Genomic DNA, 26,577 nt, shown 5'->3' with positions numbered 1-26,577 from the left:
TCCATTTGTTAAAACCTCTCCAAGCCTCAAAATCCACGTTTCTGAATCAGTATTGGAGTATATGACACCGTTTGGTCATATTTCATTAAATATATACTAAATCGTTATTTCTTAACATTAATTTAATCTTGGAATTGGCAGGATAATCTATTTTTGCGCCTCGAAATATCGAAACAAAACAAAAAATTTTACTTCTAACAAAAAACAACAAGTATGAGAAAATCTTTACTCATTTTTTTATTTTTCCTTTTTACTACCGCGGTTGCCTTTGCACAGGTAACTTCAAGTAGTGTATCAGGGAGCGTTAAAGATGCCAAACAAGGGCCGCTTCCAGGTGCATCGATTAAAGCAGTTCACGTACCATCGGGAACATCTTACTCAGCAGTTTCTAATAAAGACGGTTTGTTTAACATTCCAGGTATGCGTATTGGTGGGCCTTATACGATTGAGGTTAGCTATATTGGCTTTAACAAAAGCACAACTACTGACATTGTGCTTCAATTAGGCCAGCCATTTATTCTTAAAGCCGTTTTGTCTGATGGTGGTGTACAGTTAGAAGCGGTATCTATTAAAGGTACAAAACGTATTATGACTGCAAAGTCGGGCGCAAGCACGAACATCAGCTCTAAGCAGTTGTCTACTTTACCAACTTTTTCAAGAAGTATTACCGACTTTACTCGTTTAACACCTCAGTCAAACGGAACAAGCTTTGCAGGTCGTGATAGCCGTACAAATAGTATTACTGTTGACGGAGCGAACTTAAATAACACTTTCGGTACTTCTTCAGATTTACTGCCAGGTGGGGGAGCCCAGCCTATTTCTATTGAAGCTTATGATGAGCTTTCTATTAATATCGCGCCATTTGACGTGAAGCAATCTGGTTTTACAGGTGCTGGAATATATGCAACAACTAAAAGCGGAACCAATACTTTCCACGGTTCAGGATATACTTATTATAAAGATCAATCCTTTAACGGAACAAAAATTGGTGACAACGACATCAGCGCTGCGGTTGCTAAGTCAAGCACTAAAACTTACGGATTTACTTTAGGTGGCCCAATTATCAAAAACAAATTATTTTTCTTCACCAACTTTGAAAGAGAAGTATCAAGTAATCCAGGTGTTAGTTTCTCTCCAACAGGTACAGCAGGTAATAAATCAGCTACACCAGTTGCAGATTTAGAGGCTGTTTCTAAGTACTTGAAAGATAATTACGGTTATGAAACAGGTTCTTATGATAACTTCCCGGCGTTCCAAAATAAGAACACTAAAGTCTTGATGAAATTAGACTGGAATATCAATGATAAAAACAAATTAAGCGTTAAGTACAGTTACTTACATGCTACTGCTGATCAGATTATCAATTCCACAGGTACTCCTAACAGTGGCTCTTATACTTTTACAGGTGCTAATGGTCTGCCTCAGACACGTGGTAACGGCGGTTTGCCAAATGGTCGTTTTGGTCTTAAATCTATGGGATTTGAGAATTCTAACTACGGTTTTTTAAACAAAGTGAGTACAGGTACTGCTGAATTAAACAGCACAATCAGCCCTAAATTATCTAACCAGTTGTTACTTACTTTCAAGAAATATGATAACCCTCGTACTTCTAAAGGTAGTATTTTCCCAACAATTGATATCTTTAACGGTGCTGGTGATAACTATATTACAGCTGGTTCTGATCCGAACACAAAATACAATGAGGTTATTGACAATACAGTAAGTATATATGATAACATCACATACTACGCAGGTAAGCACACTTTAACAGGTGGTATCAATTATGAATTCCAAAAAATTGGTAACTCATTCATGCCTGGTGCTGCTGGTTCTTACATCTACAATTCATTAAGTGACTTCTTAAACAACAGAGCACCAATTCAATTTACCTACAATCAATCTTTGATTCCAGGTGTTGATCAGGTATTCTCTGCCGACCTTAAAGTGGGTACTTTCAGCTTATATGCGCAGGATGAGTATAGTGTAAATGACAACTTCAAAGTAACTTTCGGTTTACGCGCTGATAAAGGTATTTACATGCAGGATCCTGTAGAAAATCCTCAGATTACGGCTTTACAGTTACCTGATGCAAATGGAAAAATGACCAATTACAATACTGGTAAATTTCCAAAATCAAGTATCTTACTTTCTCCAAGAGTTGGTTTCAGGGCGAGCTTACTAGAAGACAAATCGTTAGTGATCCGTGGAGGTATGGGTATTTTCACAGGTCGTATCCCTTATGTATTCTTAACAAATAGCCCAAGTAACAGTGCCATGTATAACTTTGGTGGTGTTGCAACAGCAGAACAGTTGAAAAATATTACTTTAAAAGCTGATCCTTCTGAATATGCAAACTTATTCCCGCAAACTGCCGGAACAGCGCTTCAGAATTCTACGGTAGTGATCGACAAAAACTACAAATTCCCTCAGGTTTTCAGAGCTGACTTAGCGATTGAGAAAAACTTGGGAAATGGTTTTGCTGCTACATTCGAAGCAATTTATACCAAAGATATCAATGCAACCAGAATGAGAAATGCCAATCTTAAAACGCCAACTGGTGTGATTAATGAAGGTGATTTTTCAAGAGTACGTTATGTAGGTACTGGTACTAATAATGCTGTTCAGGCATCAGACAGATCTATTTATCCAAACATTGGAACTGTAGTTGTTCTTGAAAATACAAACCAGGGTTATTCATCTGCTTTAAGTGCGCAATTGACTAAAAACTTCTTTAACGGCTTTAACGCTTCGATAGCTTATACTTATACAAAATCAAAAGAAGCATTCTCTACCGCAGGTTCTACAGCAGCACAAGTTTGGGCTATCACTTCTAACGTAGGTACAAGTAATGATGTTGAATTGAGAAACTCAGGTAACTATGTTCCTCACCGTATTGTTGCCAGTGCATCTTACAAATTCAACTACCTGAAACATGGTGCAACTACAATTGGCCTGTTCTATGAAGGTCAGGCAGGAAGTAATCCATTCAGTTATGTAGTTAACGGAGATTTAAATGGTGATGGTAATGGATCTTCAGATTTGATGTACATTCCTAAAAGAGGTTCAGATGTAAACTTTACTTCATATACTACAACTGTTAATGGTGTAGGTTATACCTATACTGCTCAGCAACAGGCTGCTGCATTAGAGCAATTCATCAATAACTCTCCATACTTAAGTAAACACAGAGGTGAGTACGCAGATAGAAATGCTGCTTTCTCTCCTTGGTATAACCGTGTTGATGCAAATATCCTTCAGGATTTCTATATCAATACTGGTGGCACAAAACATACCTTACAGTTAAGTGCGGTAGTGATCAATTTACCTAACTTATTAAATAGAAACTGGGGTATCAAAAAATTCAATACAACGAATAGTCCACTTACATATACTGGTATTGATGCAAATGGAGTGCCTTCTTACAACCTTCGTCAGTTTGATGGAAAACTAGTAAATCAGCCATATCAAAATGCAACTTCTGGTACTACATGGAGTTTGCTATTAGGCGCTAAATACATTTTCTAATCAAACATTAATTATTTAAAATATATACTAATGAAAAAATATATAAGTATCGCTTTAACTTCGCTATTGGTGCTAACTATGTTCTCCTGTACTAAAAAGGCAGACATAGCTGGTATTGAGCCAAAGTTGCCTAATTTGCAATTAAGTAGTTTAGGCTATCAGCAAAGCAGCCCTTTTACTTTGACTACAGTGCTGCAATTGAACTTTGGTGCAACGGCAAAAGTTCCTGTAGGGAAATTTACAATAGAAATATTAGACGGAACTGCGGTTGTAAGTACAGTAACCTTTCCTTCATGGTCTGGTAGTGATGCAAGTTCAACAGCTAAGGTTGTTAACCACTCGATAAGCTACATCTTACAAGATAGCAACTACCCGAATGTTCAGGTTTACAGCGGTTCTATACTGCTTAGCTTAAGCAAACTGAATCTTGCATCTGACAAAACATATGCTGTAAGAGCATCTGCTTATTCAGCAACTGGTGATCTGGTTTCTAAAATGACTCAGTCTTCATTTTTCAAAACTGTCCCTGCACCTGTAGTGCCTAAATAATTAAAATCAATTGCATGCAAAAGGCCTGGCAAAACTCAAAAGAGAATTTACCAGGCCTTTTTGTATATAGCAAAAAATGTATTTAGACTAAAGATGCACCGCCATCTACGATGATTGTTTGTCCTGTCCCATAATCCTGCTCCATTAAATAGACATAAGTTTTCGCAATATCATCAGCATTTCCGACTCTTTTAACTGGTAATGAACTCCCAATCTGACTATACATTTCTTCCCGCTCCGTTAACGACATACCAGACCATAAATCTGTTTTTACCACACCTGGCGAGACTATATTTACCCTGACCGGTGCAAGTTCTATAGCCATTGCTCTTGCAAAACCTTCCATTGCCGAGCAGATACTTGCGCCCAATGACCAGCCTTTACCCGGACGGTTACTTGCGATACCACTTGTCAATACGATTGAACCTTTAACATAAGGTGAAGCATATTTTACTGCTGCAAAAGCGCCCCAATATCTGATCTCGAAGAATTGATGCGCTCCAACTAAAGAAGTATCTTTCAAATCACCTAGCTCTAGATTCTCACCTGCAGTAAATACAAGGTGGTCGAAAGATCCTATTTGCTCAAAAATATTTTTTACCTGTATCTCATTGGTGACATCAATTGCATAACCTGTTGCGCTTTCAGGTAATTCTTCCAGCGCTTTATCGATTCGTTGTTGATTGCTGGAGATAATAATGACCGTTGCATTTTTCGCAGCAGCCGATTTTGCAGTTGCCAGACCGATGCCTGCACTTCCACCTATAATAACAATTTTTTGTCCTTGTAAAACTTCTTTGCTTTTTGCTATTTGTTCCATTTTTTTTATTCAATATTTATGGTAACAAAGGTAAGCAGGGTGTTTTTGAAGGGATTTACCAAATGGTAAAAAGCAAAAGCTTAACGTATATTTTTGCGGATTCTGCTTAAAGATTGTTGTGTAACGCCCAAATAAGAAGCTACATCACTTAAAGAAACTCTTAAAGCGATATCAGGCTGTTGCGAAATAAACTTTTGATAGCGGGTCGTAGCATCTTCGCCCATATAAGAATTGCGGACTTTTATTTTTTCTAACAAGCTTTGCTGGAAAATATTCGTAGTTAAATCCTTAAAATAGGGAAGCTTTTGATATAGCTGCAGTAACTTGTCTTTAGACAATACAATTAACGCTGCATCACAGGCTGCTATAATACTCTCATTAGCAGGGATGCCATCATCGAAGCTTTTTAAGATAGTACAAAAACGATGCTCTTTTAGAAAAAACTGGATCACTGGATTCCCCTTATCACTGAAAGAAACTATTTTTAAAATCCCTTTACAAACAAAAAATAATTCTTTTGCTGGTTTACCTTCCTGTAATAAAACTTCTCCTTCGTTTACTTTACGAAATTGTAGCTGCTGACAAATAATAGCTGCATCAGACTCCGAAATATCTTTGTATAATCGAAGAAAGTCGAAAATGGGCTTGAAATTATCATAATGCATTTACAAATCTATCAAATTGATTCGTTCTATTTTTATTGCTGGTAAAGGATATTATCAATTCTCTGGTCCATATCCGGATCATCAGGAAATCTCTGTAAATAAAACTCTTCGTAATATGCTTTGATAATTGCGGCCATCGGTGCCGCAAGAAGTGCTCCCATTAAACCAAAAGCTGTAGTCATTGCCAGCAATAGAAAAAGCAGTGATACCGGATGAATATTCATGGTTGATGACCTTAGTTTAGGCATGACAAAGTCGGAAATCAACTCATTCAATAATAAGAAAAAAACGAGGCACCAAAATGCAGTAGCCGGGCTTATCGATAATGCAACAAGGGTAGGAGGAATGGCCATAATGTAAAAACCGATCTTTGGAATCAATTCTGAAAAAAAGGCTAACGCAGCCCAGACTAATGCTCCCGGAACGTTCATAATCGTCAAAAATATATAGACTAATATGGCTTGAACTATACCACCTATAAGATTTGATTTCATCCATCCGCCCAACATGATTGAGGTATGCTGTAATGCTCTTTCTGCTTTTCCACGTTTTTCAGGTTCAAAAACTGATAAGTACATATTGATGATCGGCCTTGGATTTCCGACAAAAAAGATAATCATAGATAGAAATACGATGAACATAAATATGCCGCCAAGCACACTAAATGAAATACTACTTAGGCCGATAACTGTTTTTCCCAGGGAAGGTACAGCCTCAGAAATTGACATACCATCTCCCTGAAGTTCTTTATTCAGCTCAGGGTACTTTCGCAAAACATGTGTAACATGATCAGATATACTATTAAAATAACCAGGCAAATCTCCTACAAGCGTATCTATTTGCTCACTGATATGTGGTACGACCAAGAACCCTAATAATGTAGAGACGATAAAAATAATTCCTAAGACAATGAGTGAGGCTAACCACCGCTTCATGCCTTTCTTTTCCAGCTTGCTTACCGGCTGATTAATGATCAATCCAAGTACAATGGCAAATATAAACAAGATGAATATGCTCATGATCTGGTATAGAAACCATAATAGCACAACCAGGCCAAATGTATATAAGATAACAGAAGTTGTAATTTTGTAAAGATCTTTAGGATATTGATTAGTCATGAGCTAAGAACAGCGTGTTTGGATAATACACTCTAATTTTAACACCTAAAAAAAAATAATGTTTTGATTAATGTGGAATCTATGATTTCGCTAAGTTAGAACTTTAAATCTTCCTGCTGGTTGTTTTGAATCAATTCAATCAACCGGTCAAGGCGCACTGCGTGTAATTCTTTTTGCCTTTGACTTCCTGCACCTTTTAAAGTCAATAAATGACTTTCAATGAATTTACTAACATCTTTTATATATACCCCAGGCCACAATTTAACCTCTTTAGGCAAATTTAAATGGCTAAACATTTCTTCATATTCTTCTGGTTCCATGCGTGTTATTGCAAAAATAAACTTGTTTAAAAGCATCTTTTCCAAAAACATGCCAGAATAAGATTGATGGAATAAGTAATCTTTATTTTTGAAATAATTTCATTTTTAAAGAAAATATGGCAGTATGGCAGACATTTTTTCAGCTTCAAAAGCTAGATAATAATCCTAACTTACGCCCGCTATAACGAATCGTAAATAACAGTATATGAGTTCCAGAGATATCTTCTTAGCCGCATGTAACCAGCTTGGTGATGGGTTGGCCGAATTCGGATTCAAAGCCAGCCAGAAGGGAGCTTGTCTGAAAAAGGCCAGCAGGAATAAAGATCTTACTTTCGAAATTAGTTTCCAGTCCAGCACCTTAAACAGTAATGGTTATGTTAAACTATTGCCACATATTCTGATTACCTCCAAGCGCTTAAAAAAGTGGCTGAAAGAGCAAACCAGTGATGTTTATAGCAATGATACTATCTATAGTAATCAATTAGGATATATTTCTCATTTCCAGGAATGGAAGTCATGGAATGTTTCGGGGATCAGTCAGGAAAAAACAATTGCAGAGGTAATCGATGTTATAAAAACTTATGCAATCCCTATTTTTGATCTCTTTGAAGATACAAATAATGCGATACATTTTTTGATGCATAAGGGAACGAAATTTAATCGTTATACAGATAAATCATTAACTCCATTAGCCTTTATGCTTTGTTTTGCTTCAAAAGATGAAGCGCAATGCTTTTTTGATAACTATCTTATTGATGCACCTGGTAAACGTTTATTACTAAATCTCTATAAGGAATTAGAAGGAGGGAAGGCTGTTGATTTAATGCATGCCGAATTTGTGGATGCATTCGCTGTTAAACTAGCTTTTCTACAGGGATTAAATTTTCTACAGGGATTAAAAATGTAAGCTTATTGCAGAGCTCTTAAGGGTGCTAATTTTGATTTTCTTCTTCTTTCCTCTCTTCAACCAGATGATAAAACCAGTAATTGGTAAACTTGCGGCAATCAGGCTGACTATGGTAGCTACAATCTTACCAAACAGACCGAACATTTGCCCGGTATGCAGATTGTAGTTGCCAGCTTCAATCCAATCGGCCTTGTTAAAATCTTTATAGAGTTTAGAACGGATCAACTGTCCATTTTCCGGGCTATAAAAAAAAGTGTTCCGCTTTCTTGCCCAGTCTGATGGATAATTTAACCTTAGCCTGAGATTTCCATCTTTACGAATTGATAAATTGGTCAGTATAGCGCCTGGATATTGTACAATTGCTTTCCTATAGATACGCTCATAATGCTCCGGGATAGTTTCCTTGAGGAAAGGTTGTAAAGCTGGTGCTGCTTTTACTCCTTCAGTCAATTTTGAGCCACTTAAAAAACTAACAGCTGTCTTTACTTCCTTGAAACCAAAATAAAGTCCGGATAGTGCACTTACCAGTAATATTCCTGAAGCATAGAAACCCAATACATTGTGCAGGTCATAATTAACCCTTTTAAAGGATGCTCCCCATTTAATGGTAATAGCTTGTTTAATTAACCTGACCTGGCCAGGAAACCATAGGATAAGGCCAGAAATCAGCATGAGTAAAAAAATCACGACAGACCACCGGATGATAAATTTCCCTGTATCTCCTAAAAGTAAAGAGGTATGAATTTCTTCAACAGTAACTAAGAAATCTTCTTTTGTTTTCTTAACCAGACTTCCATTGTAAGGATTCAGGTAATAAACATGATGTTTGCTGGTTGTAAAACTGATAGTCGCATTGGGTGCGGTATTGTTGATCTCAATGCCCGTAACCTTTTGAGCCGGAGCAATCTTTTCAAATTCCTGCATTAGTTTGGTTAAGCTGGCCTGCGGCTGCTGGCGGGCGGGAACAAATGCATAATCCTTTTGCAGATAATCTCTGATTTCTTGCTCGAAAACATACATACAGCCCGTTATACCGATAATTACTACAATAATTCCGGTAAAGAGTCCTAGCCATAAATGGATCAGCCCAATTGCTTTTTTAATTTTTTTATTAATTTTCATTAGAAAGAATAACCAGCTGCAAGATTAAAACGACGCCCATTTCCCCTGGTATAAACAGAATTGTTCCCGTAAAATTGAGAAATGCTTGGGTAATAAGCTTTATTAAATAAATTTTCCAGTCCCAGGCTCAGCTTTAAAGCTTTTGAGGCTTGGTAAACTGTAGCCAGATTAAACAGGTTATAGGCTTTTACAGGGCCTTCTCCAATCAGATATTTACCTGTAGTTGCATTAGGTTTAAAACGATCTCTGTTTCCAACCCTCATCCAGTTCACATCAATTGACAAGTTTTTAATACCAGCGTATTTCAGGTAAAGTGTGGATTTAGAAGGTGGGATACGGGTTGTATTTAAATAAACATCTTGCGCACCATCAAACTTTCCATCGTCATCTACATCACCTTTTCCTTCTACATAAGCGTAATTTCCACCAACTGAAAGTTTTTCTGTAACCGCATAATCTGCCTGGAACTCATAGCCCCAAACGCGTTCAGGAATTCTTTGAGAAATATAAACGCCGTTAACCTCTAACAAGTTTGCGCCTAATTTAGAAGTACTGATATAATAAGCCGCACTAATATTTACCGGCCCCAGAGAACTGCTAAAACCAGCTTCGTAATTATTTACAATGATAGGTTTGGTTTGTAGTTGAGAAAGGGTATTACTTTGTGCTGCACGCAGTACTCTGCCTAATTCAAAAACAGAGAAAGATTGCGCATAACTTATAAAAGGATTGAATAACCTGCTTGCTGAATATCTGGCGCCTACATTAAATACTAAAGCATTATAATTAAGCGTACCACCTTTAACCGCGATACTTCCGGCGTTATTAGCGCCAGTAGCAAGTGTATTGAAATCGTCTACTTTAATATTGATATTTTCTACTCTCAACCCACCTTTAATAGTCAGATCTTTAAAAATATTAGCGGTAGTTTGCAGGTAGGGGGCAACATTGACCATATTCATATCTGGTACCCAAATCCGGCCATCAGTGAGACTTTGTGAAGTTTTATCATTCATCAGGTCTACCCCATAATTAAGCTGCATCAATAAATTTTCTGAAACTGGAAGGGGAGTATTCAAATTTACCCTTGCACCTTTTTTCGCAGATTTAATAGCTGACTGGCCTCCTTCGTAAAAAGAAGCCACATTGGAATAGATTGTATAAAAGTCTTGCAAATATACATTGGCCTGTAAATCTGTCTGACCAAACACTTGCTTGTTGCTATATTGAAGATTTGCATTATGGTTATAGCGTGTACCTTCATCTTCTCCTTTACGCGTACCATGAACTCCAATTGCCGGCTCTTGTCCGTATATTCCATTTTTTAAAATGTAGTCAGAATGTTGTCTTGAACTAAAATAGTTATACATCAATTCTAACCTTTGTTTAGGAGAAAAATCATAACCAACTTTAACAAATCCATTATAGGTTTTTGTTTCCCCTAATCCGTAATCCGGAGAAATTACCTCATTTTTAGCATCTCTGAATACGCCTGTTTTTTCATAGGTACCACTTACTATATAGTCGAGTTTACCACTTTTACCATAAAATTGCTGAACTACCCGATAGCCCAGCGTACTATCTCCTTTGGTATTACCTGTTAATCCAATTTGCGAATAACCACCTAATACTTTGCCAGAAGCAGGCTTTTTAGTAATGTAATTGATTAAGCCACCTTCGGCGCCATTCCCATAGATTGCAGTTGCACCTTTGATAACCTCAACTCTCTCAATTACTGACGGGTCTATACTACGGATATCACGGCCACCTGCGCGCAAGGGGGTTGATTGTGGCACACCATCAATCAAAACCAATACACCTCTTCCACGTAACGTCTGACCTGAATTTCCAGTTTGATTAGTAGATGCGCCGAGTCCAGGTACACTATAAGCCAATATATTGGCCAGATTCGGACTGATCACCGATTGGGTATTGATGTCTTTGGCAGTTAATATAGTTACAGAAGAAGGCGTTTGAGCCAGAGATTCTGCCTTTCTGCTTGCGGAGACAATGACTTCATTTAAATCTGAATTTTTATCTTCCAGTACATACGCTACTTTTAGTGTGTCATTTGCCTGAATGCGTATCTGGGTTTCGTTGGTTTGAAATCCTGTCATGGAGATACGTACAGTATAAGTGCCCTCAGGAATCCCTTTGAGCTGAAACCTCCCTGTTTTATCTGAAGAGGTTTTTATATTAAGTTTTTTGATCTGTATAGTGGCGTAACTTATCTTTTGATATAGACTGTCAGTTATACTTCCAATCAATATACCTTGTCTGCTTTGAGCCTTTGTTATAAAGGAAAGCAGGAAGAGAAACAGGATAGTGCATAGGGTTAAAGGTTTAAACTTCATGTACGTTGATTTCCGGCAAATATACTTTTATCTGGATTTAATACAAATAACGTCGCGGAGGTTTATCAATAGATAAGCAATCTTTAAAAAGGATTTAGTTCAATGTAATTTCTAAGAATTAAATATGCCAACAGGTTTTTCATACTGCTAATAATTTATTTCCGGTTTTTGAATTTTATGCACGATAAAGCCGCTAATTTTTCAGCATAGATTAAATGGTAATTTTTAAAATTAAATTGCTTTAACATCGTTAATAATGTAGATTAACAGCTGTATTTAAATATTAACCAATAAAAAGCAGCCTTAATTCCAATGATCGCACAAAAAGAACTTTTAGTTTTCCTTATTGCAGCTATTGCTATGTCCATTACACCCGGACCGAATATGATTTACCTGATTTCACGTTCTATCACACAAGGAAAGAAGGCTGGAATAACCTCACTTTCGGGTGTGATTTGCGCATTTTTATTTCACATTACTATGGTTGCATATGGGTTGACCGCAGTTCTGCTTGCAGTACCTTTCTTATTTACGACACTGAAAATCTCTGGTGCTTTATATTTGATTTATCTTGCCTGGCAAGCAATAAAACCAGGCAATGGAGGCATTTTTGCCGTACAGAGCAATTTGCCTGACGATAAACCAGTCAAGTTATTTACAATGGGATTTCTAACTAATTTATTGAATCCTAAAATGGCTGTGTTTTATTTGTCCCTTTTCCCGCAGTTTATCAAACCGGAAGCTGGTCATCTTGTGGCACAGTGTTTTCAACTGGGGGCTCTTCAGATGATGGTTAGTGCACTAGTAAATCTTAGCGTGATTCTTGTAGCTGCAAAGGCTGCTATATGGTTTAGTGCTAATCCAGTTTGGATCAGGATACAGAAATGGGTCATGGCCAGCATTTTGGTTTCACTTGCAGCTAAAATGATGTTGACAAAAGCAAAATAGTTACATAGAATTAGCATCTTTGGGTATATTATATGAATATAGAAGAATTAAGAGATTATTGTTTGTCAAAGCCAGGGGCAACTGAAGGTCTTCCGTTTGGAGAAGAAACCCTGGTTTTTAAAGTCGGTGAAAAGATATTTTTGCTTGTAGGTCTTAACGAAGGAAATCGTTTTAATGCTAAATGTGATCCTGAACGTGCAATCACACTACGCGAACAATATGAAGAAATAATACCAGGCTATCATATGAATAAAAAGCACTGGAACACCGTTTATATGAATGGCCGCCTCAATTTCAAGCAATTGCACGAAATTATAGATCATTCGTATGAATTGATATTTAATAACCTGCCTAAAAATAAGCGGGATGAAATTGGCGGTTAATCAAATGATGCAGGAAAATATATTACCCAAACTAGAAGCCTCAAGAAAAGAATTGCTTGATCTTGGTATGCGAAATACGCTTTTGAATTATAAGACACCAAAAGCAAGAGGACTTCGCATTATTCAGGAAAAGTCAACAGCTATATATGATATTCTTGTAAAGCAGAATAAAGCGATGACCTTTTTAGGGAGGCCAGGGAGAGAAGAAGATCAGGAAGATGAATTACCAGAACTTCCAGTGCTTAGCGAAGAAGAATTGCAGGATGCGCAGCATGATACCCGGTTGCAGACTAATGAAAATGAGCAAAAGCTACAAACAAAAATTCTCAACACCTATTATTTTGCGAAGACCAGCATCGAGGAACAGGGCGTAAATATCTTGTATCTTGCTTTGGGGATGCTCAACTGGTATGAAAAGGGCAATACAGAAGACATTAGATTGGCCCCATTGGTATTAATTCCCGTATCCTTAGAACGGTCTAGTGCAAATGAAAGATTCAGATTACGCTTTACAGGCGGTGAGGTAGGTGCTAATCTTTCCCTGCAGGCCAAAATGATGGCCGATTTTAATATAACAATTCCAGATTTACCAGATTTAGACGATTTTGATATCAATGATTATTTTGAAGATATTCACAAAAGGATAGGTCATCAGGGGCTTTGGAAGCTGGATGCCAATGCGATTGAACTTGGCTTTTTCTCTTTTGGGAAATTCATGATTTATCATGATCTGGATAGTAGTAAATGGCCGGATGGCAATAAGCCATTTGACCATCCAATCCTGATATCTTTATTTGGCGGAGGATTTAATGAACCAAAACCAACGGCTACCGAAGAACATAATTTAGACAAAGAAACCAAAGCGCATGAATTATTTCATGTAGTTGATGCAGATAGTTCTCAGGTTTTAGCAATGCTAGCCGTGCATGAGGGACGAAATATGGTGATACAAGGGCCTCCTGGTACCGGTAAATCTCAAACGATTACCAATATTATTGCTAATGCAGTAGGTCAGGGTAAAAAGGTTTTATTTGTAGCCGAGAAAATGGCCGCTCTTGAAGTTGTGAAGCGAAGGTTAGATTCTATTAATCTTGGTGAAGCTTGTTTGGAACTTCATAGTCATAAAGCCAACAAAAGAGATTTACACGACGAATTAAAGCGGGTATTAGATTTAGGTAAGCCAACGCTAACCCATTTGCGTGACGAAATTTTGCAATTGGATTCTTATAAAGATATATTGAATGCGTATTGCAACTCAGTTAATGATTTGATTGCGCAAAGTGGACTTTCTGCGCACAAAGTAATAGGATACTTATTAGAAATATCAGCTCAGCTTGGTACACTAATGCTTCCTGCCATACCTATAGAGGATATCGAATCCTGGAATGCAGATATGATGCGCCGGGCTTCTGTGAGTGCAGATTTAATAGAAGCGAGATTAAAAGATATTGGAGAACCATCCAGGTTACTTTTCTATGGAACAAGATTAACACTTTTCCTGCCGCATGAAAACGAGGTGGCAACTGAAATTATTGGTCAGGCAGTAACTCTAACTGAAAGCTTACAGGCAGAGCTTCAGGGTACTTCATCTTTTATCGGGATTGAAGCCTCATTCTCTTTAGCTTATACAGAGAAACTAATAACAATGATGAGCTTTTTAAGTGATAGTCCGGACCTAAGAGACATTGCAATAAAGGATCAGGCATGGATACTCAATCAGGAAGATATTGAAGAGCTTTTTCAGACAGGTGCCGATCTTTCGGATTTACATACACGGTATGAAAATATATTTTATCCGGAAGCCTGGGATCAGCAAGTACTGGAACTGCGTCAAAATCTGATTACTCATGGTCATAAATGGTATAAATTTCTTTTAGGAGATTATAAAAGAAGTGTTAAACAGTTAGCCTCCTTTACAAGGATCTCTTTACCTGATGACCTGAATGATAAAATAAAATATATCGATGATATCATTGCAGCTAAGCGGTTAAGTAACATACTGGATGAGAATTCAGCGCTTGCAGTTCGCTTATTTGGAAGCAGGTGGCGAAAGTTGAAAACGAACTGGGAGTCGTTAAAAAGAGTATCAGCATTCTTATCTGAACTACACCGCCATATTTCTGCTGACGATTATCCAATATTGGTGTTGGATTTTCTAAGCAGAAACGAAAATCCAGTACTGGTTAAGGAACACCTGGCTAAATTGAAAGACCTTTTGGTAAGTTACCAGGCAAGTATTGTTGCCGTATTTAAAAAGCTGGATTTAGAGGAGAAACTGATGAATTCAAATCAATATTTCAGCGCATTACCTTTTAATGAGCAGCTCGTAAAACTAAAGGAATGGAAATTGAGAATTGGCGAAATTCAACAAGCTGTACAATGGAATAATCTTTCCCAGTCGGTACAAAAAGATGGATTTGATAACCTGATAAAGGCCTCGTTAAATTGGGAAGGAGCTGCCAGCTATTTAAAAATTGCTTTACAGAAAACCTGGTACGAATATCTGATCAAAACAGTAATGACTGAAAAACCAGACTTACGCGGATTTGAACGTACTTCTCATGAAGAAATCATCAATAAGTTCAATAAGACTGATTTGTTGAATCTTCAGTATAACCGGGCGAGAGTGGCTTTGAAGCATTTTGAATCTGTACCTAAACAAGAGGGCGGGGGGCAATGGAATGTATTGCGCAGTGAATTTAATAAACGTGCACGTCACATGCCAATCAGGAAACTTATGCTGGAGGCCGGATTGGCTATTCAGACTATTAAGCCCGTTTTTATGATGAGTCCAATGTCTATCGCTAACTTCTTATCTCCAGGTAGTATTGATTTTGATCTGGTGATTTTTGATGAGGCGAGCCAGGTCAGACCTGTTGAGGCACTGGGTGCTTTGCTCAGAGGAAAGCAACTTGTTGTGGTCGGTGATACCAAACAACTGCCACCAACTAGTTTCTTCGATAAAATGAATGCAGAGGTGGAGGATGAAGAAAACGTTACCGCCGATATACAAAGTATTCTGGGAATGTGTGATGGACAGGGGGCTCCGCAACGGATGCTGCGCTGGCATTACAGAAGCAGGCATGAATCATTAATTAGTCTGTCTAATCATGAGTTTTATGAGAACAAACTAGTGATTTTTCCGAGTCCGGGATCTAAACACAGAATGGGACTGGCTTTCCATCATTTGCCTGATGCTGTATACGATCGTGGTAAAACGCGTACTAATCCAGTAGAATCAGAAGCTGTTGCGCATGCAGTAATGGAGCACGCTTTGAAAAATCCAAAACAAAGCCTTGGCGTTGTTGCTTTCAGTACAGCTCAAATGCAGTCAATTCAAAATGCAATAGAAATTAAAAGACGTCAAAATCCAGAAACTGAAAGCTTTTTCAGGAGCCATAATCATGAACCTTTTTTTGTTAAAAACCTTGAAAATGTTCAGGGAGATGAGCGCGATGTCATCTTCATCAGTATCGGATATGGACGGACTGAAGATGGGAAAGTTCCGATGAGTTTTGGTCCACTGAATAATGAAGGTGGCGAAAGAAGATTGAATGTATTGATTACCCGTGCAAAGTACAGGTGTGAGATATTTACAAACATTACTGCTGAAGATATCAATCCAACTGCTACGACTAAGTTTGGTATCAGAGCGCTGAAGAGTTTTTTATATTTCGCTCAGCACGGCACTTTTGATACACAACAAGATTTACCGGTACCTGTTATCCGTCCTTTTGAAGATCATATATATGAACATTTGGTAAAGTCAGGATATACTGTCCGTAAAAAAGTCGGGTCAGAAGGTTTCTATATTGACCTTGCCGTAGTAGACACAGCTAATCCTGGTCGTTATTTAATTGGTATAGAATGTGATGGTGAATCTTATAGTCAGGCTAAATCTGCCAGAGACCGCGACAGACTTCGTAAACAAGTTTTGGAAAATATAGGCTGGAAGATTTTTAAGATATGGAGTCCGGAATGGTATAGAAATCCTGAAAGAGAATTAGCCCGTTTGATAGCCGCAATTGAAAGCGCTAAGAAGCAGATTTCTTTGGATGATCTTGTGGATGAAGAATTGGAGCAGGAAGTTAAAGCACTGGTTCGTGAAGTAAAAGTGGAAATAACTGTTGAAATCCCTGTTTACACTTTGGCTGTTTTGCCGGGAGAGATAATGCTTGAAGAGTTGCATCTGGTTCCTTTTGGCAAACTTGCAAGCTGGATTAATGAGGTGGTCAATTTAGAAGGTCCTGTGCATTTTGAAGAAGTAGCAAGAAGACTTGCAGACGCTGCTGGTGCAAGTAAAATCGGTTCCCGCATCAGGTATACAATCAATGCTGCTGTAAATTATGCAGTTACTTCTAATATTATTTCAAGAAAAGGAGATTTCTTATGGGCTGTTGACATGGTTACGCCAGTCATACGTGACAGAAGTAAACTTTCTCCTGGATCTAGAAAAATTGCACTGATTTCCCCAGAGGAAATGGATCTTGCTATTAAAAAGGTTGTGGAAGATTCCATTGCTATACAGGCTGATGTAGCTGTTCCCTTGATTGCCAGATTATTTGGGTTTAACAGAGTTACTGAGGATATCAGAAAGGAATTATTAATTATACTCGATTCGAGTATTGACAATGGATTAGTGGCCACGGATGGCGTCTATTTAAAAATTAATTCAATATAAATTGTATGACGACTGGAATCATTAATTTCGAGACCTTTTTACTAACTGCAATATTGCTGAATATCACTCCAGGAAATGATACTATATTTATTCTGTCCCGAAGTATTGCGCAAGGAAGAAAGGCTGGTATCGTTTCTGCATTGGGAATTGGAACAGGTACTTTAATACATACTCTTTTGGCGGCATTTGGGCTTTCTATTATTATTGCTGAGTCCATATTGCTATTTAATATCATTAAATATGCGGGTGCTGCTTATATCATTTATATTGGGCTGAAAATGCTTTTTGGCAAATCTCAGTTGAGTACAGTTATCAGTGCATCTAAAAAATCTGCCGACTATTTAAAGGTTTATAGAGATGGCATTATTACCAATGTCTTAAACCCTAAAGTGGCTTTGTTTTTCATCGCGTTCTTACCCCAATTTATTGATCCTGCTTTAAAAAATACGGTATGGCCATTTCTGACCCTTGGCTTCACATTTATCACTATGGGAACGATTTGGTGTCTGATATTGGCAGTTTTTGCATCTTCCTTTTTTATCAAACTTAAAGACAACCATAAGATTTCCGGATATATCAATAAATTTTGTGGCATCACCCTGGTTATTCTTGGTATTAAAGTTGCTTTGACTAACCGACATGCTTAGCTGTCTTTTTTGTCATAAAAAAGCATAAATCAAGTGGTTATAGCTTTTGTTTAATGAAATTTCAATAATTTTACCCCTGAAATGAAAAAAGCACTGTCCATATTACTGTTATTTTTATATGCTACAACCAGCTTCGGTTTTAGTGTAAAACAGTTTCGTTATTGTGGACAACTTAAATTTGTATCCTTCATAGTTAAACAGGCTGGTAATGAAAAATATGTAAAGGGCTATGAAAAGGAGAGGTGCTGTGAAAATCAATTTGGTAATCTAAAAATAGAGGATAATCATCTTCTTTCCGGACAATTCAATAGTGCAGTAAAGTATTTTATCAAGCTTTTTCCAGCCACTTTTGATAGTTATTATCATAATTCTGATTTTACTATTATTAAGCGTGTATCTATTGCTGATTCAACCCATGCACCACCATTACATGGTGACATTCCTATTTATATTTTTAACTGTACCTACCGAATCTGAGCACATACCCCAAATCGTATTTAAACACCAATTCTGTCTGTTTAAACCTTGATTATTTACGTTATTAAATAATCTCAACTCTGATTTTTCAATTCATATTAAGACCTAAAAAATGAAATCTTTGAAATTTTTAATAATTGCGCCCGCTCTATTTTTATCAAATATAGTTGCACAGGCAGCAAACTTAAATGCAGTAACAAATGATCCGGAAAGTGGGATTTACCTTACGGCATCTGATTATAAAAACAAACAATTACATCTTGCCGGCGATCAGTCTACGAATAATAAACTTCGTTTAAATGACTTTTTGGGTGGCAGAACACTAACAATGAGTCATAATGGGGAGGACCATAAATTCTCAAAAGACGGCATTTATGGCTATAGGGATAAAGATGGCAGTGATTACAGGCTTTATAAAAGCAATAGTGCTAAATATAAAATACTGGAAAATGGTGCAGTAGTTATCTACAAAGCCGAGCAAACAGGTAATAAACAGACTGGTTTTAAACCGTTAGTTCAATACTATTTTAGCAATGGAGTAGCTGGTGATGTTCATTTGCTTTCTTTGGCTAACCTGGAAAGAACTTTCAAGGGCCAGCCTGCTTTTGATATTATAGATGCTAATTTTCAAACTGATTCCGATTTGATAAAATATGATGAGTATCATCAACAATTCAGGATCAACCGGCTTTTAGCTAAATTGTAAATTGGCCTGGCTATTATTATGTCGTAAATCACCCTTAATATTGGCCGGATTAAGGGTGATTTAAAAATATATTTATGTCAAATTAGAATAAACTAAAAAGGCGGAAATATAATTACAGGAAACTAATGTTAAACTCGAATCAATTGGTAAGTACTTTTAACCGTAAAGTTTTGGCAAAGTTGCTTTTGACACTAAACGCCGAAATTAAACCACTTTGGGGTAAAATGAAGCCACAGGAAATGGTTGAACATCTGATTAATCAAGTACAGTATACGAATGGGAAGAAAGAGCCATTTTGTGAGATCTCTGAAGAAAAAGCAAGCTTAGCTAAACAGGATTATATTTATGGTGATAGGCAAATACCCAGAAATATAACATTTGGAGAAGCTCCCGGTCAATTGATTTATCCGGATATAGAAAGTGCTGTTGCTCAGTTAATCAATGAGCTGGAAGGTTTTGATAATTACTTTAGAAAAACAGGAATGACAGCTATACATGGTGGATTCGGTGCTATGAACTATAAAGAATGGGTTTTCTGGCACAGTAAGCATTTTAAACATCATTTTGAACAATTTGGTTTAATCCATTAATCCTTAAAACAAATAAGAAAAGAGCGGTATTATTTTCATAATACCGCTCTTTTTGATTATTTCATACTGTCATGAATCTTATTGATCATATCCAGGTGTGCCTGAACAACAGGAGTAGTTTTAGCAGCAAATGCCTTAATATCTGCATCTTTACCATCTTTTGATTCGTCCTGCATTAATTTAAGTGTGCTTTTATGTCCGTCAACCATAGCATCAGCATAAGCTTTGTCAAAGTCTTTACCAGATTTTTTACTAAGATCATTCATTTTTTTCTGGTGATCTTCATCCACAGCAGCAGGTAATGTGATATTTTTCTTTTTAGCGATTAACATCAGTTCCTCATTTGCTTTTCCATGGTCGCTTACCATCATTTTTGCAAATTCTTTAAGTTGGGCATTTGTCGCTTTTGTTAAAGCCATTTTACCAAGTTCAACTTCTGCCATTCCGCCAACAGCAGCTTTTGTAGCAAATTCAGCATCTGATGGCTCTACGGCTATACCACCTGTAACCATAACATTTGAGGTTGTATCTTTTGTTTTATTGAGGCTGTCAGCGGTTTCCTTAGTGTCTTTAGTTCCACTATTACAACTTTGAAATGCCAATGCAGCCGCAGCTATTGAAAGAGAATAAATTATTTTTTTCATGATATTGGTTTTTTGTTTTTTCTATAACAAAGAGATTCGCTTATGGTTTATCGAAATTCAAAATCTCTAAACAATCATTGATACAGTGTGTTGCCATGGTATTCTAAAACTAAAATTATTCTTATGAAAGCAGCAGTATTTCACAAACCAGGTGACATCAGTTATACAACTGTAGCCGATCCCCGAATTGAACTCGCCACAGACATTATATTAAAAGTTACCTCGACAGCAATCTGTGGTTCTGACCTTCACATTTTGAGTGGAGCTGTTCCCCAAACTACTGATATGGTAATGGGGCATGAATTTATGGGTATTGTTGAGGAAGTGGGCGCCGAAGTAAAAAACCTGAAGAAGGGTGACCGCGTAATCGTTCCTTTTCCAATTGCCTGCGGACATTGTTTTTTTTGTAATCATGGTGCATCTCCAAGTTGCGAAAATTCAAATTATAAACATTATGGACCAAATGGTGATATGATGGATCAAAAAGGAGCCGCTTTATTTGGCTATACAGACTTGTATGGCGGGTATTCCGGAGGGCAGGCTGAATATGTTCGTGTTCCTTACGGAGATGTTAGTCCAAGGATTATCCCTGACAATATAACTGATGAACAAGCACTTTTTCTGACTGATATTTTTCCAACCGGTTGGTCAGGTGTAGATTGGGCACAGCTTAAAGGCGGAGAAGTCGTAGCTATTTTTGGGTCTGGTCCAGTGGGCTTGATGGCACAGAAAGCAGCTTGGTTACATGGTGCAAGCCGGGTAATTGCCATTGACCCATTAGACTATCGACTTGAAAAAGCAAAGGCGGTGAATAATGTGGATACGCTGAACCCACATCAGGTTGATGTAGTTGCAGCTATTCGTGAAATGACTCAGGGAAGGGGTGCCGATGTCTGCATAGATGCAGTAGGTTTTGAACCTGAACGCACCTTTATGGATAAGGTAAAAGCGACGATGAATTTTGAAAAAGGGAGTATTAAAGTTCTTGAAATGTGTTTTGAAGCTGTGCGAAGGAGTGGAACGGTTTCTATTCTTGGAGTATATGGAAGTCCTTATGATAACTTTCCGCTATTCCGGATTTTTGATAAGGGTCTTACTATAAAGCAAGGACAAGCCCCTGTTTTGAATCATATTGATAAACTAATAGAGCTCGTAAAAGAAGAAAAGGTTGTATTGGATGATATCATTACGCATACATTACCACTTAGTGAAGTAGCTCATGCCTATAAAATTTTTGATGAAAAGCAGGAGGACTGTGTTAAGGTAGTTCTAAAACCATAGCTTTTATGGCGGTAATGCTAAATTGAGGCTATTTCTATTTCTCAATTTAGCATTACATAGTATCGTGTCCAACATGAATAACGTCCACAACCTCAATAGGTAATTTAATAGCTATTGTGCATAATCATGACCAGAAGAATTTTTATTTAATTTTATTTGGAACTAAACAAAAAATAAGAAATTGGGTTATATGAACTATTAAATTCCCTTTCTGTATATGAGCGACGTCCAACCATTAAATAAAAAGCAATTAATTGAAGTTTTGAGTCAGACCAAAACCGCTACTGCCATTCATATAGGAGAAGAAGCGCTGATTCAAATGGCTAATCAGGCCATGTTAACAATTTGGGGTAAAGATCAATCTGTAATAGGGAAAACTTTAGAAGATGCTCTTCCGGAACTTAAAGGGCAGCCTTTCGCACAGATGTTCAAAAAAGTCTGGCTAGAAGGAATAACCATATCAGGAGCAGAAACGGCCGCCGATCTTGAAATAGACGGAGAAATCAAGACTTTTTATTTTGACTTTGAATACCGGGCCATAAAAGATGAATTCAACCAGACTATTTGTATTCTGCATACTGCAACTGATGTAACAGACAGGGTAAGCAACCGCAAGCTGATGGAGGAGTTCTTTAACAAAGAAATAGCTCTCGAACGAGAGCAGGCTCTTAATGAAGAATTAGCTGCCTCTAACGAAGAGCTCAATGCAGTAAATGAGGAACTCGCTCAAAGCCAGGAAGAGTTGTTGACTCTAAATGAAACTCTGGAGAGAAGGGTGGAAGCCAGGGTAAAAGAGCTTTCGGCCAGTGAAACCCGGTACCGTATAATTTCTGATGAGCTTGCGGCAATTAACGAAGAAATGACTGCTTCTAACGAGGAACTAGCCTTAGCACATGAGCATTTAAAAGAAACATTCGATGAATTGGAAGACAAGGAGATTGCATTAAGATTGGCTATCGAGGCTGCCAATTTTGGTACTTGGCATATGCATTCTGAAAGCAGGGAATTGGTAACATCAGCGCGCCTGAGAGAACTATTTGGGTTTGATGCAGCTCATGAAATTACCATTGAACAAGCACTCGGACAGATTACTGAGCAATACCGGGCCTACGTTGCTGAAAAAATTGAAAATGCACTTCATGGTAATGGAGATTATGATGTTTCTTACGCTGTGATTGGATTTAATGATAAAAAAATCCGGTGGCTTAGAGCGGTAGGTAATCTAAAGGCAGATAAGTCCGGGGAGTTTTCCTCTTTCACTGGTGTCGTGATGGACATCTCTCTAATCAAAAAGGATGAGCAACGTAAAAATGATTTTATAGCGATGGTCAGTCATGAATTGAAAACCCCACTCACTTCCTTGAATGGCTACATTCAGGTACTCCAGCGTAAGGCAATTGTATTTCAGGACAACTTTGTAAATAGTTCGCTGGAAATGGCCGCTAAGCAGGTTAAAAAAATGACCGGAATGATCAATGGATTTCTAAACGTTTCCAGATTGGAATCAGGAAAGATTGTCTTGAACCTGAGCTATTTTTCATTAACAGATTTGATCGGCACGGTAGTAGAAGAGAGCAGGTTGATGGAGACAAGTCATACTATCGATTTCCAGAGTTGTGAGCATACCCCCGTATATGCTGATTATGATAAAATCAGCAATGTAATTGTTAATCTTCTAAGTAATGCAGTCAAATATGCACCCATAGCTAAAAATATAGAAGTTACCTGCACAATTATTAATCAAAGGGTCCAGGTTAGTGTGAAAGATCACGGCATAGGGATTAGTGCCAAAGATATTGGTAAACTTTTTGACCGTTATTACCGGGTAGAAAGCGACAACCAGGTCTCTGGCTTTGGGATAGGATTGTATCTCAGCGCTGAAATTATTGCCCGCCATAATGGTACAATCTGGGTAGAAAGTGAATTTGGTGACGGTGCTACCTTCTATTTTAACTTACCATTACATAATGGAAATGTTAAATCGTAAGGCGGATGCCCGGAAGCCTCATTTGTTATAAGAAGGTCTGTTGATCACAGGCCAGAATCCTGCCTCAGCAGAAAGGATTGCAGAAAAGATAATTGCTTCATTATCAAAATAGATCAATGTAATTCGTGACCAGATCATGGTCAGGTAACGGATTTTTGATAAATTAGGTAAATTTATAATCAATGTCTGCTAAAATACCGGCCCGTACAGGGTTGATACTAATTTTGTTCGTCTTTTTTAAAAGTACTGTAATAGCACAAAGTCTTTCTGCCAGAAAAATCAATCAGATTGGACAATCATTAGTAGATCAACAGCTGCTAACAGAAAAGGGTAGAGCTGAATTGCAAAGATTTTCAAAGAAAAAGCCGCTGCAAGTATATGAAGGCTTCAATAAAGATTTTTTAACTGCCATTCATTGCCCAGTATATTTTCTCAAATCCTGTCAGGACATTCTTCCAGGTCAGGGGATTTTTCCGATAACCTATTTTGACTCCCTTTTAAATAAAAATCCTGATTTTGAGAAGGAATGTGCAATTAAAGAAGAACGCTATTTGGCAGCTAATTTTCCTAACCGTTTTGACCTTTTTAATTTTCTGTCCGGTGCAGCTGGTTTTTATAGGGACAATATTTCTAATACCGACTCTACAAAAATTCTTGCCGAAAGATTTGGAGAATACTTTGGTCCAGCCATCCAGCCACTCTACAGGGACAGTACTATCGAATTTAGTGTTTCCTATCTTGAAGATACCAATACCTTACAAGAAGAACGAGTTAAACAAGCCAGACCTTATCTAAAGTGGATAAATATATTCAAGCAAGCAGATATACTGGATGCTTCAGATGGTAGAATGGAAGCTAAATTCAATAATGGAAAAGAAATATATACTGCTATCAGTCATCGTAAAATGATCAGTGATATCGGTGATTTAATTTTATACCATGATAAATCACCTTATTACAAACAGCAGCAATATATGCTTTTGGACAGCCTGACTGCCAGTGGTTTTATAACGCAGGAAACTAATGAAAAACTATTGGGAAGTTATAAAAGAGATACGCTGTTGAATATTGATGATATCGTTCCGTATACAAAAAACTATATGGCCTTTGATACAGAAACAGAAATCAAACCTTTTGATTTCCTGACCAGAGAATATTATGGTGAGATCCCTGTAGATAAAATAAAAGGATTCTATGAGTTAGTGTTGAAAAAGGCCGCGCTTCTTCTGAATTTTACTTACTCAGATCTTGAGGTTCATGCCACTAAAGAGGAAGATCAGTTGATCATGGATCACGGTAACAGACAGTTTTATATCTATGTAAAGCTTAACGGTATTATATATAAAGAAGAACTTAAAGAAAGGGAACTGGAAAGCTGGATTAATCCACAGAATTTTCAATTTCTTAATCACTATCTGGAGGATCAGAATGATCAGCGGCGCTTATATTTTACGAAATACAGCTTTTTTACCGGTTATGAGCCACAAGATAAAAAAACATTGTTCATTACCTTATTGAAAGAGAACGAAGCAAAGTTTGTGAAAAATGTATATCTGGCCAGCAGATTAAATGCTTGTTACAATGGTAGTCCTGGAGATTATAATTATGCAGCATGGGAATATTACGATACAACTCAGCGGCTAACACGTGCACAGCTAACAGATGTCGTTGACTTTTTGATTAAACAGCAGCTTTTAAAAACTACAGTTGATCAAAACAGAGAGAGATTGGTTGCAGCAAAGAGAGAACAAAATCCAAAATCTATTTCTAATATACTTTTGGAATTGCCTAATGCCTTTACATCAGGCGGTAATTCTAACATTAGTGGATTTCTGAATTCCTTAGACGCTAAAATTCGGCAACTCCAAAATCGCAAGACAAACTATTTTACTGACTATTCCAACATTTACAAGGAAGAACCTGCTCATGATCGCAGCAAGGTGAGCTTTAACCTCAATCATAAAAAATATCAAATGACGGTAGCAAATGAGGATATGCTTTGGGAAAATAACCTGTTGCTTAATACCGTTAACAAAGCCTTAATGGAGGCCAAACTACCCTATGCAGTATATCCTTTACCCGAGGATAGCAAATTCTTTCGTCAAGACCTGTATGGTGATAATTATATAGTACTTTCTCCAGATCAGGCTGCAGATATTGTACGCAAATATGGTGACATCTTTAAAAAAGAAGCAAAAACGATTAATTGATTACACTTGCCTTTTACACATCTGTACTGTACCTTTATTCAATTAAAAGGAAAATCATATGAATACTGAAAAAGCCATTCTTGCCGGCGGTTGTTTTTGGGGAGTGGAAGAACTTATCCGTCATTACCCAGGTGTTATTTCAACAGTTGTAGGCTATACCGGAGGGGATGTACCGAATGCAACTTACCGTAACCATGGAACACACGCCGAAGGCATAGAGATCGTATTTGATCCATCAAAATTATCATATCGCGGATTACTTGAATATTTTTTCCAGATTCATGATCCAACAACACGCAACAGACAAGGTAACGATATCGGAACCTCTTATCGTTCTGCCATTTTTTATACAGATGACGCACAGCGTGAAACCGCGAATGCGTTAATCGCAGAGATGGATGCTTCTGGGGTCTGGCCTGGAAAAGTCATAACCGAGGTAGTTCCGGCAACTGATTTCTGGAATGCAGAGGAGGAGCATCAGGATTATTTGCAAAAACAGCCATACGGCTATACTTGTCACTTTGAAAGACCAGACTGGAAATTAAGCTAATTCTTTATTGATAGCGAGAATATTTATTATAGGCTTTGCAGATGGGCTTGGACAATCAGCAGCAAAATGACCTGGTGGCAAATGGCCACCAGG

At 37.5% G+C, this 26,577-nt stretch carries 21 protein-coding genes; 14 read left to right on the top strand and 7 right to left on the bottom strand.

The annotated features are described in order from the left end of the window. Nucleotides 1-213: 213 nt before the first annotated feature. Together ABIB30_RS01650 and ABIB30_RS01645 are read left to right on the top strand one after the other, a co-directional pair. Entirely contained in the window at nt 214-3,525 is a 3,312-nt protein-coding gene (locus ABIB30_RS01650) for a TonB-dependent receptor (RefSeq protein WP_354299008.1), read from the top strand. Between the two features lie 30 nt (nt 3,526-3,555). Next, the gene (locus ABIB30_RS01645) at nt 3,556-4,074 is read left to right on the top strand and encodes a hypothetical protein (protein WP_354299007.1); all 519 of its coding nucleotides are present in this window, start codon (nt 3,556-3,558) and stop codon (nt 4,072-4,074) included. 82 nt (nt 4,075-4,156) lie between these two features. Here the strand turns inward: ABIB30_RS01645 and ABIB30_RS01640 are convergent, their stop codons facing one another. The 4 genes from ABIB30_RS01640 to ABIB30_RS01625 all read right to left on the bottom strand — a co-directional run bounded on the left by ABIB30_RS01640 (nt 4,157) and on the right by ABIB30_RS01625 (nt 6,997). Next, on the bottom strand, nt 4,157-4,894 hold the full coding sequence (locus ABIB30_RS01640) for an SDR family oxidoreductase (protein ID WP_354299006.1): 738 nt from the start codon (nt 4,892-4,894) through the stop codon (nt 4,157-4,159). A gap of 80 nt (nt 4,895-4,974) precedes the next feature. Next, a complete protein-coding gene (locus ABIB30_RS01635; protein ID WP_354299005.1) occupies nt 4,975-5,559 on the bottom strand; it encodes a Crp/Fnr family transcriptional regulator in 585 nt (194 codons plus the stop codon). 32 nt (nt 5,560-5,591) lie between these two features. After that, nucleotides 5,592-6,677: an AI-2E family transporter gene (locus tag ABIB30_RS01630; protein ID WP_354299004.1), complete on the bottom strand. Its 1,086-nt coding sequence runs from the start codon at nt 6,675-6,677 to the stop codon at nt 5,592-5,594. Nucleotides 6,678-6,772: 95 nt separating this feature from the next. Continuing rightward, nucleotides 6,773-6,997, bottom strand: coding sequence for a DUF6965 family protein (locus tag ABIB30_RS01625; protein WP_354299003.1), 225 nt, complete (start codon nt 6,995-6,997; stop codon nt 6,773-6,775). Between the two features lie 205 nt (nt 6,998-7,202). On the opposite strand from ABIB30_RS01625, the gene ABIB30_RS01620 reads away from it, so the two are divergent. Beyond that, nucleotides 7,203-7,904 carry a DUF4304 domain-containing protein gene (locus ABIB30_RS01620; RefSeq protein WP_354299002.1) on the top strand — a complete coding sequence of 234 codons (702 nt, stop codon included), beginning with the start codon at nt 7,203-7,205 and terminating at the stop codon, nt 7,902-7,904. On the opposite strand, the gene ABIB30_RS01615 is transcribed toward ABIB30_RS01620, so the two are convergent. Both ABIB30_RS01615 and ABIB30_RS01610 read right to left on the bottom strand, forming a co-directional pair. Next, nucleotides 7,893-9,026, bottom strand: coding sequence for a PepSY-associated TM helix domain-containing protein (locus ABIB30_RS01615; RefSeq protein ID WP_354299001.1), 1,134 nt, complete (start codon nt 9,024-9,026; stop codon nt 7,893-7,895). The genes ABIB30_RS01620 and ABIB30_RS01615 overlap by 12 nt on opposite strands. Then, on the bottom strand, nt 9,026-11,380 hold the full coding sequence (locus ABIB30_RS01610; RefSeq protein ID WP_354299000.1) for a TonB-dependent receptor: 2,355 nt from the start codon (nt 11,378-11,380) through the stop codon (nt 9,026-9,028). The genes ABIB30_RS01615 and ABIB30_RS01610 overlap by 1 nt, the downstream gene beginning before the upstream one ends. Before the next feature lie 312 nt (nt 11,381-11,692). On the opposite strand from ABIB30_RS01610, the gene ABIB30_RS01605 reads away from it, so the two are divergent. From ABIB30_RS01605 to ABIB30_RS01575, 7 genes are all read left to right on the top strand, one after another. Then, nucleotides 11,693-12,328 (top strand): LysE family translocator, encoded by a 636-nt coding sequence (locus tag ABIB30_RS01605; RefSeq protein WP_354298999.1) that lies wholly within the window; start codon nt 11,693-11,695, stop codon nt 12,326-12,328. A 32-nt stretch (nt 12,329-12,360) separates the two neighbouring features. Beyond that, nucleotides 12,361-12,711 carry an MmcQ/YjbR family DNA-binding protein gene (locus ABIB30_RS01600; RefSeq protein WP_354298998.1) on the top strand — a complete coding sequence of 117 codons (351 nt, stop codon included), beginning with the start codon at nt 12,361-12,363 and terminating at the stop codon, nt 12,709-12,711. Continuing rightward, on the top strand, nt 12,695-17,392 hold the full coding sequence (gene proA, locus ABIB30_RS01595; RefSeq protein ID WP_354298997.1) for an anti-phage protein ProA: 4,698 nt from the start codon (nt 12,695-12,697) through the stop codon (nt 17,390-17,392). Before ABIB30_RS01600 ends, proA begins: the two co-directional genes overlap by 17 nt. A 5-nt stretch (nt 17,393-17,397) precedes the next feature. Then, on the top strand, nt 17,398-18,039 hold the full coding sequence (locus tag ABIB30_RS01590; protein WP_354298996.1) for a LysE family translocator: 642 nt from the start codon (nt 17,398-17,400) through the stop codon (nt 18,037-18,039). Nucleotides 18,040-18,120: 81 nt separating this feature from the next. Beyond that, a complete protein-coding gene (locus tag ABIB30_RS01585; protein ID WP_354298995.1) occupies nt 18,121-18,516 on the top strand; it encodes an HYC_CC_PP family protein in 396 nt (131 codons plus the stop codon). Between the two features lie 121 nt (nt 18,517-18,637). Beyond that, nucleotides 18,638-19,222 carry a hypothetical protein gene (locus ABIB30_RS01580; RefSeq protein WP_354298994.1) on the top strand — a complete coding sequence of 195 codons (585 nt, stop codon included), beginning with the start codon at nt 18,638-18,640 and terminating at the stop codon, nt 19,220-19,222. Nucleotides 19,223-19,347: 125 nt separating this feature from the next. Then, the gene (locus ABIB30_RS01575) at nt 19,348-19,812 is read left to right on the top strand and encodes a DinB family protein (RefSeq protein ID WP_354298993.1); all 465 of its coding nucleotides are present in this window, start codon (nt 19,348-19,350) and stop codon (nt 19,810-19,812) included. A gap of 56 nt (nt 19,813-19,868) precedes the next feature. Here ABIB30_RS01575 and ABIB30_RS01570 read toward each other — a convergent pair whose 3' ends face one another. Beyond that, nucleotides 19,869-20,456: a DUF4142 domain-containing protein gene (locus tag ABIB30_RS01570; RefSeq protein ID WP_354298992.1), complete on the bottom strand. Its 588-nt coding sequence runs from the start codon at nt 20,454-20,456 to the stop codon at nt 19,869-19,871. Between the two features lie 123 nt (nt 20,457-20,579). Here ABIB30_RS01570 and ABIB30_RS01565 point away from each other — a divergent pair, with 123 nt between their 5' ends. The 4 genes from ABIB30_RS01565 to msrA all read left to right on the top strand — a co-directional run bounded on the left by ABIB30_RS01565 (nt 20,580) and on the right by msrA (nt 26,484). Next, a complete protein-coding gene (locus ABIB30_RS01565; RefSeq protein WP_354298991.1) occupies nt 20,580-21,737 on the top strand; it encodes a zinc-dependent alcohol dehydrogenase in 1,158 nt (385 codons plus the stop codon). Nucleotides 21,738-21,954: 217 nt separating this feature from the next. Beyond that, nucleotides 21,955-23,724: an ATP-binding protein gene (locus ABIB30_RS01560; protein ID WP_354298990.1), complete on the top strand. Its 1,770-nt coding sequence runs from the start codon at nt 21,955-21,957 to the stop codon at nt 23,722-23,724. A 182-nt stretch (nt 23,725-23,906) separates the two neighbouring features. After that, complete coding sequence (locus tag ABIB30_RS01555; RefSeq protein WP_354298989.1) at nt 23,907-25,934, top strand: hypothetical protein; 2,028 nt, start codon at nt 23,907-23,909, stop codon at nt 25,932-25,934. A gap of 58 nt (nt 25,935-25,992) precedes the next feature. Beyond that, nucleotides 25,993-26,484, top strand: coding sequence for a peptide-methionine (S)-S-oxide reductase MsrA (gene msrA, locus ABIB30_RS01550; RefSeq protein ID WP_354298988.1), 492 nt, complete (start codon nt 25,993-25,995; stop codon nt 26,482-26,484). Nucleotides 26,485-26,577: the final 93 nt, after the last annotated feature.

It is taken from the genome of Pedobacter sp. UYP1 (genome assembly GCF_040547305.1).
Taxonomy (GTDB): domain Bacteria; phylum Bacteroidota; class Bacteroidia; order Sphingobacteriales; family Sphingobacteriaceae; genus Pedobacter.
The sequence above is the reverse complement of the archived record's forward strand: the minus strand, read 5'-3'. Positions and strand labels throughout refer to the sequence as shown.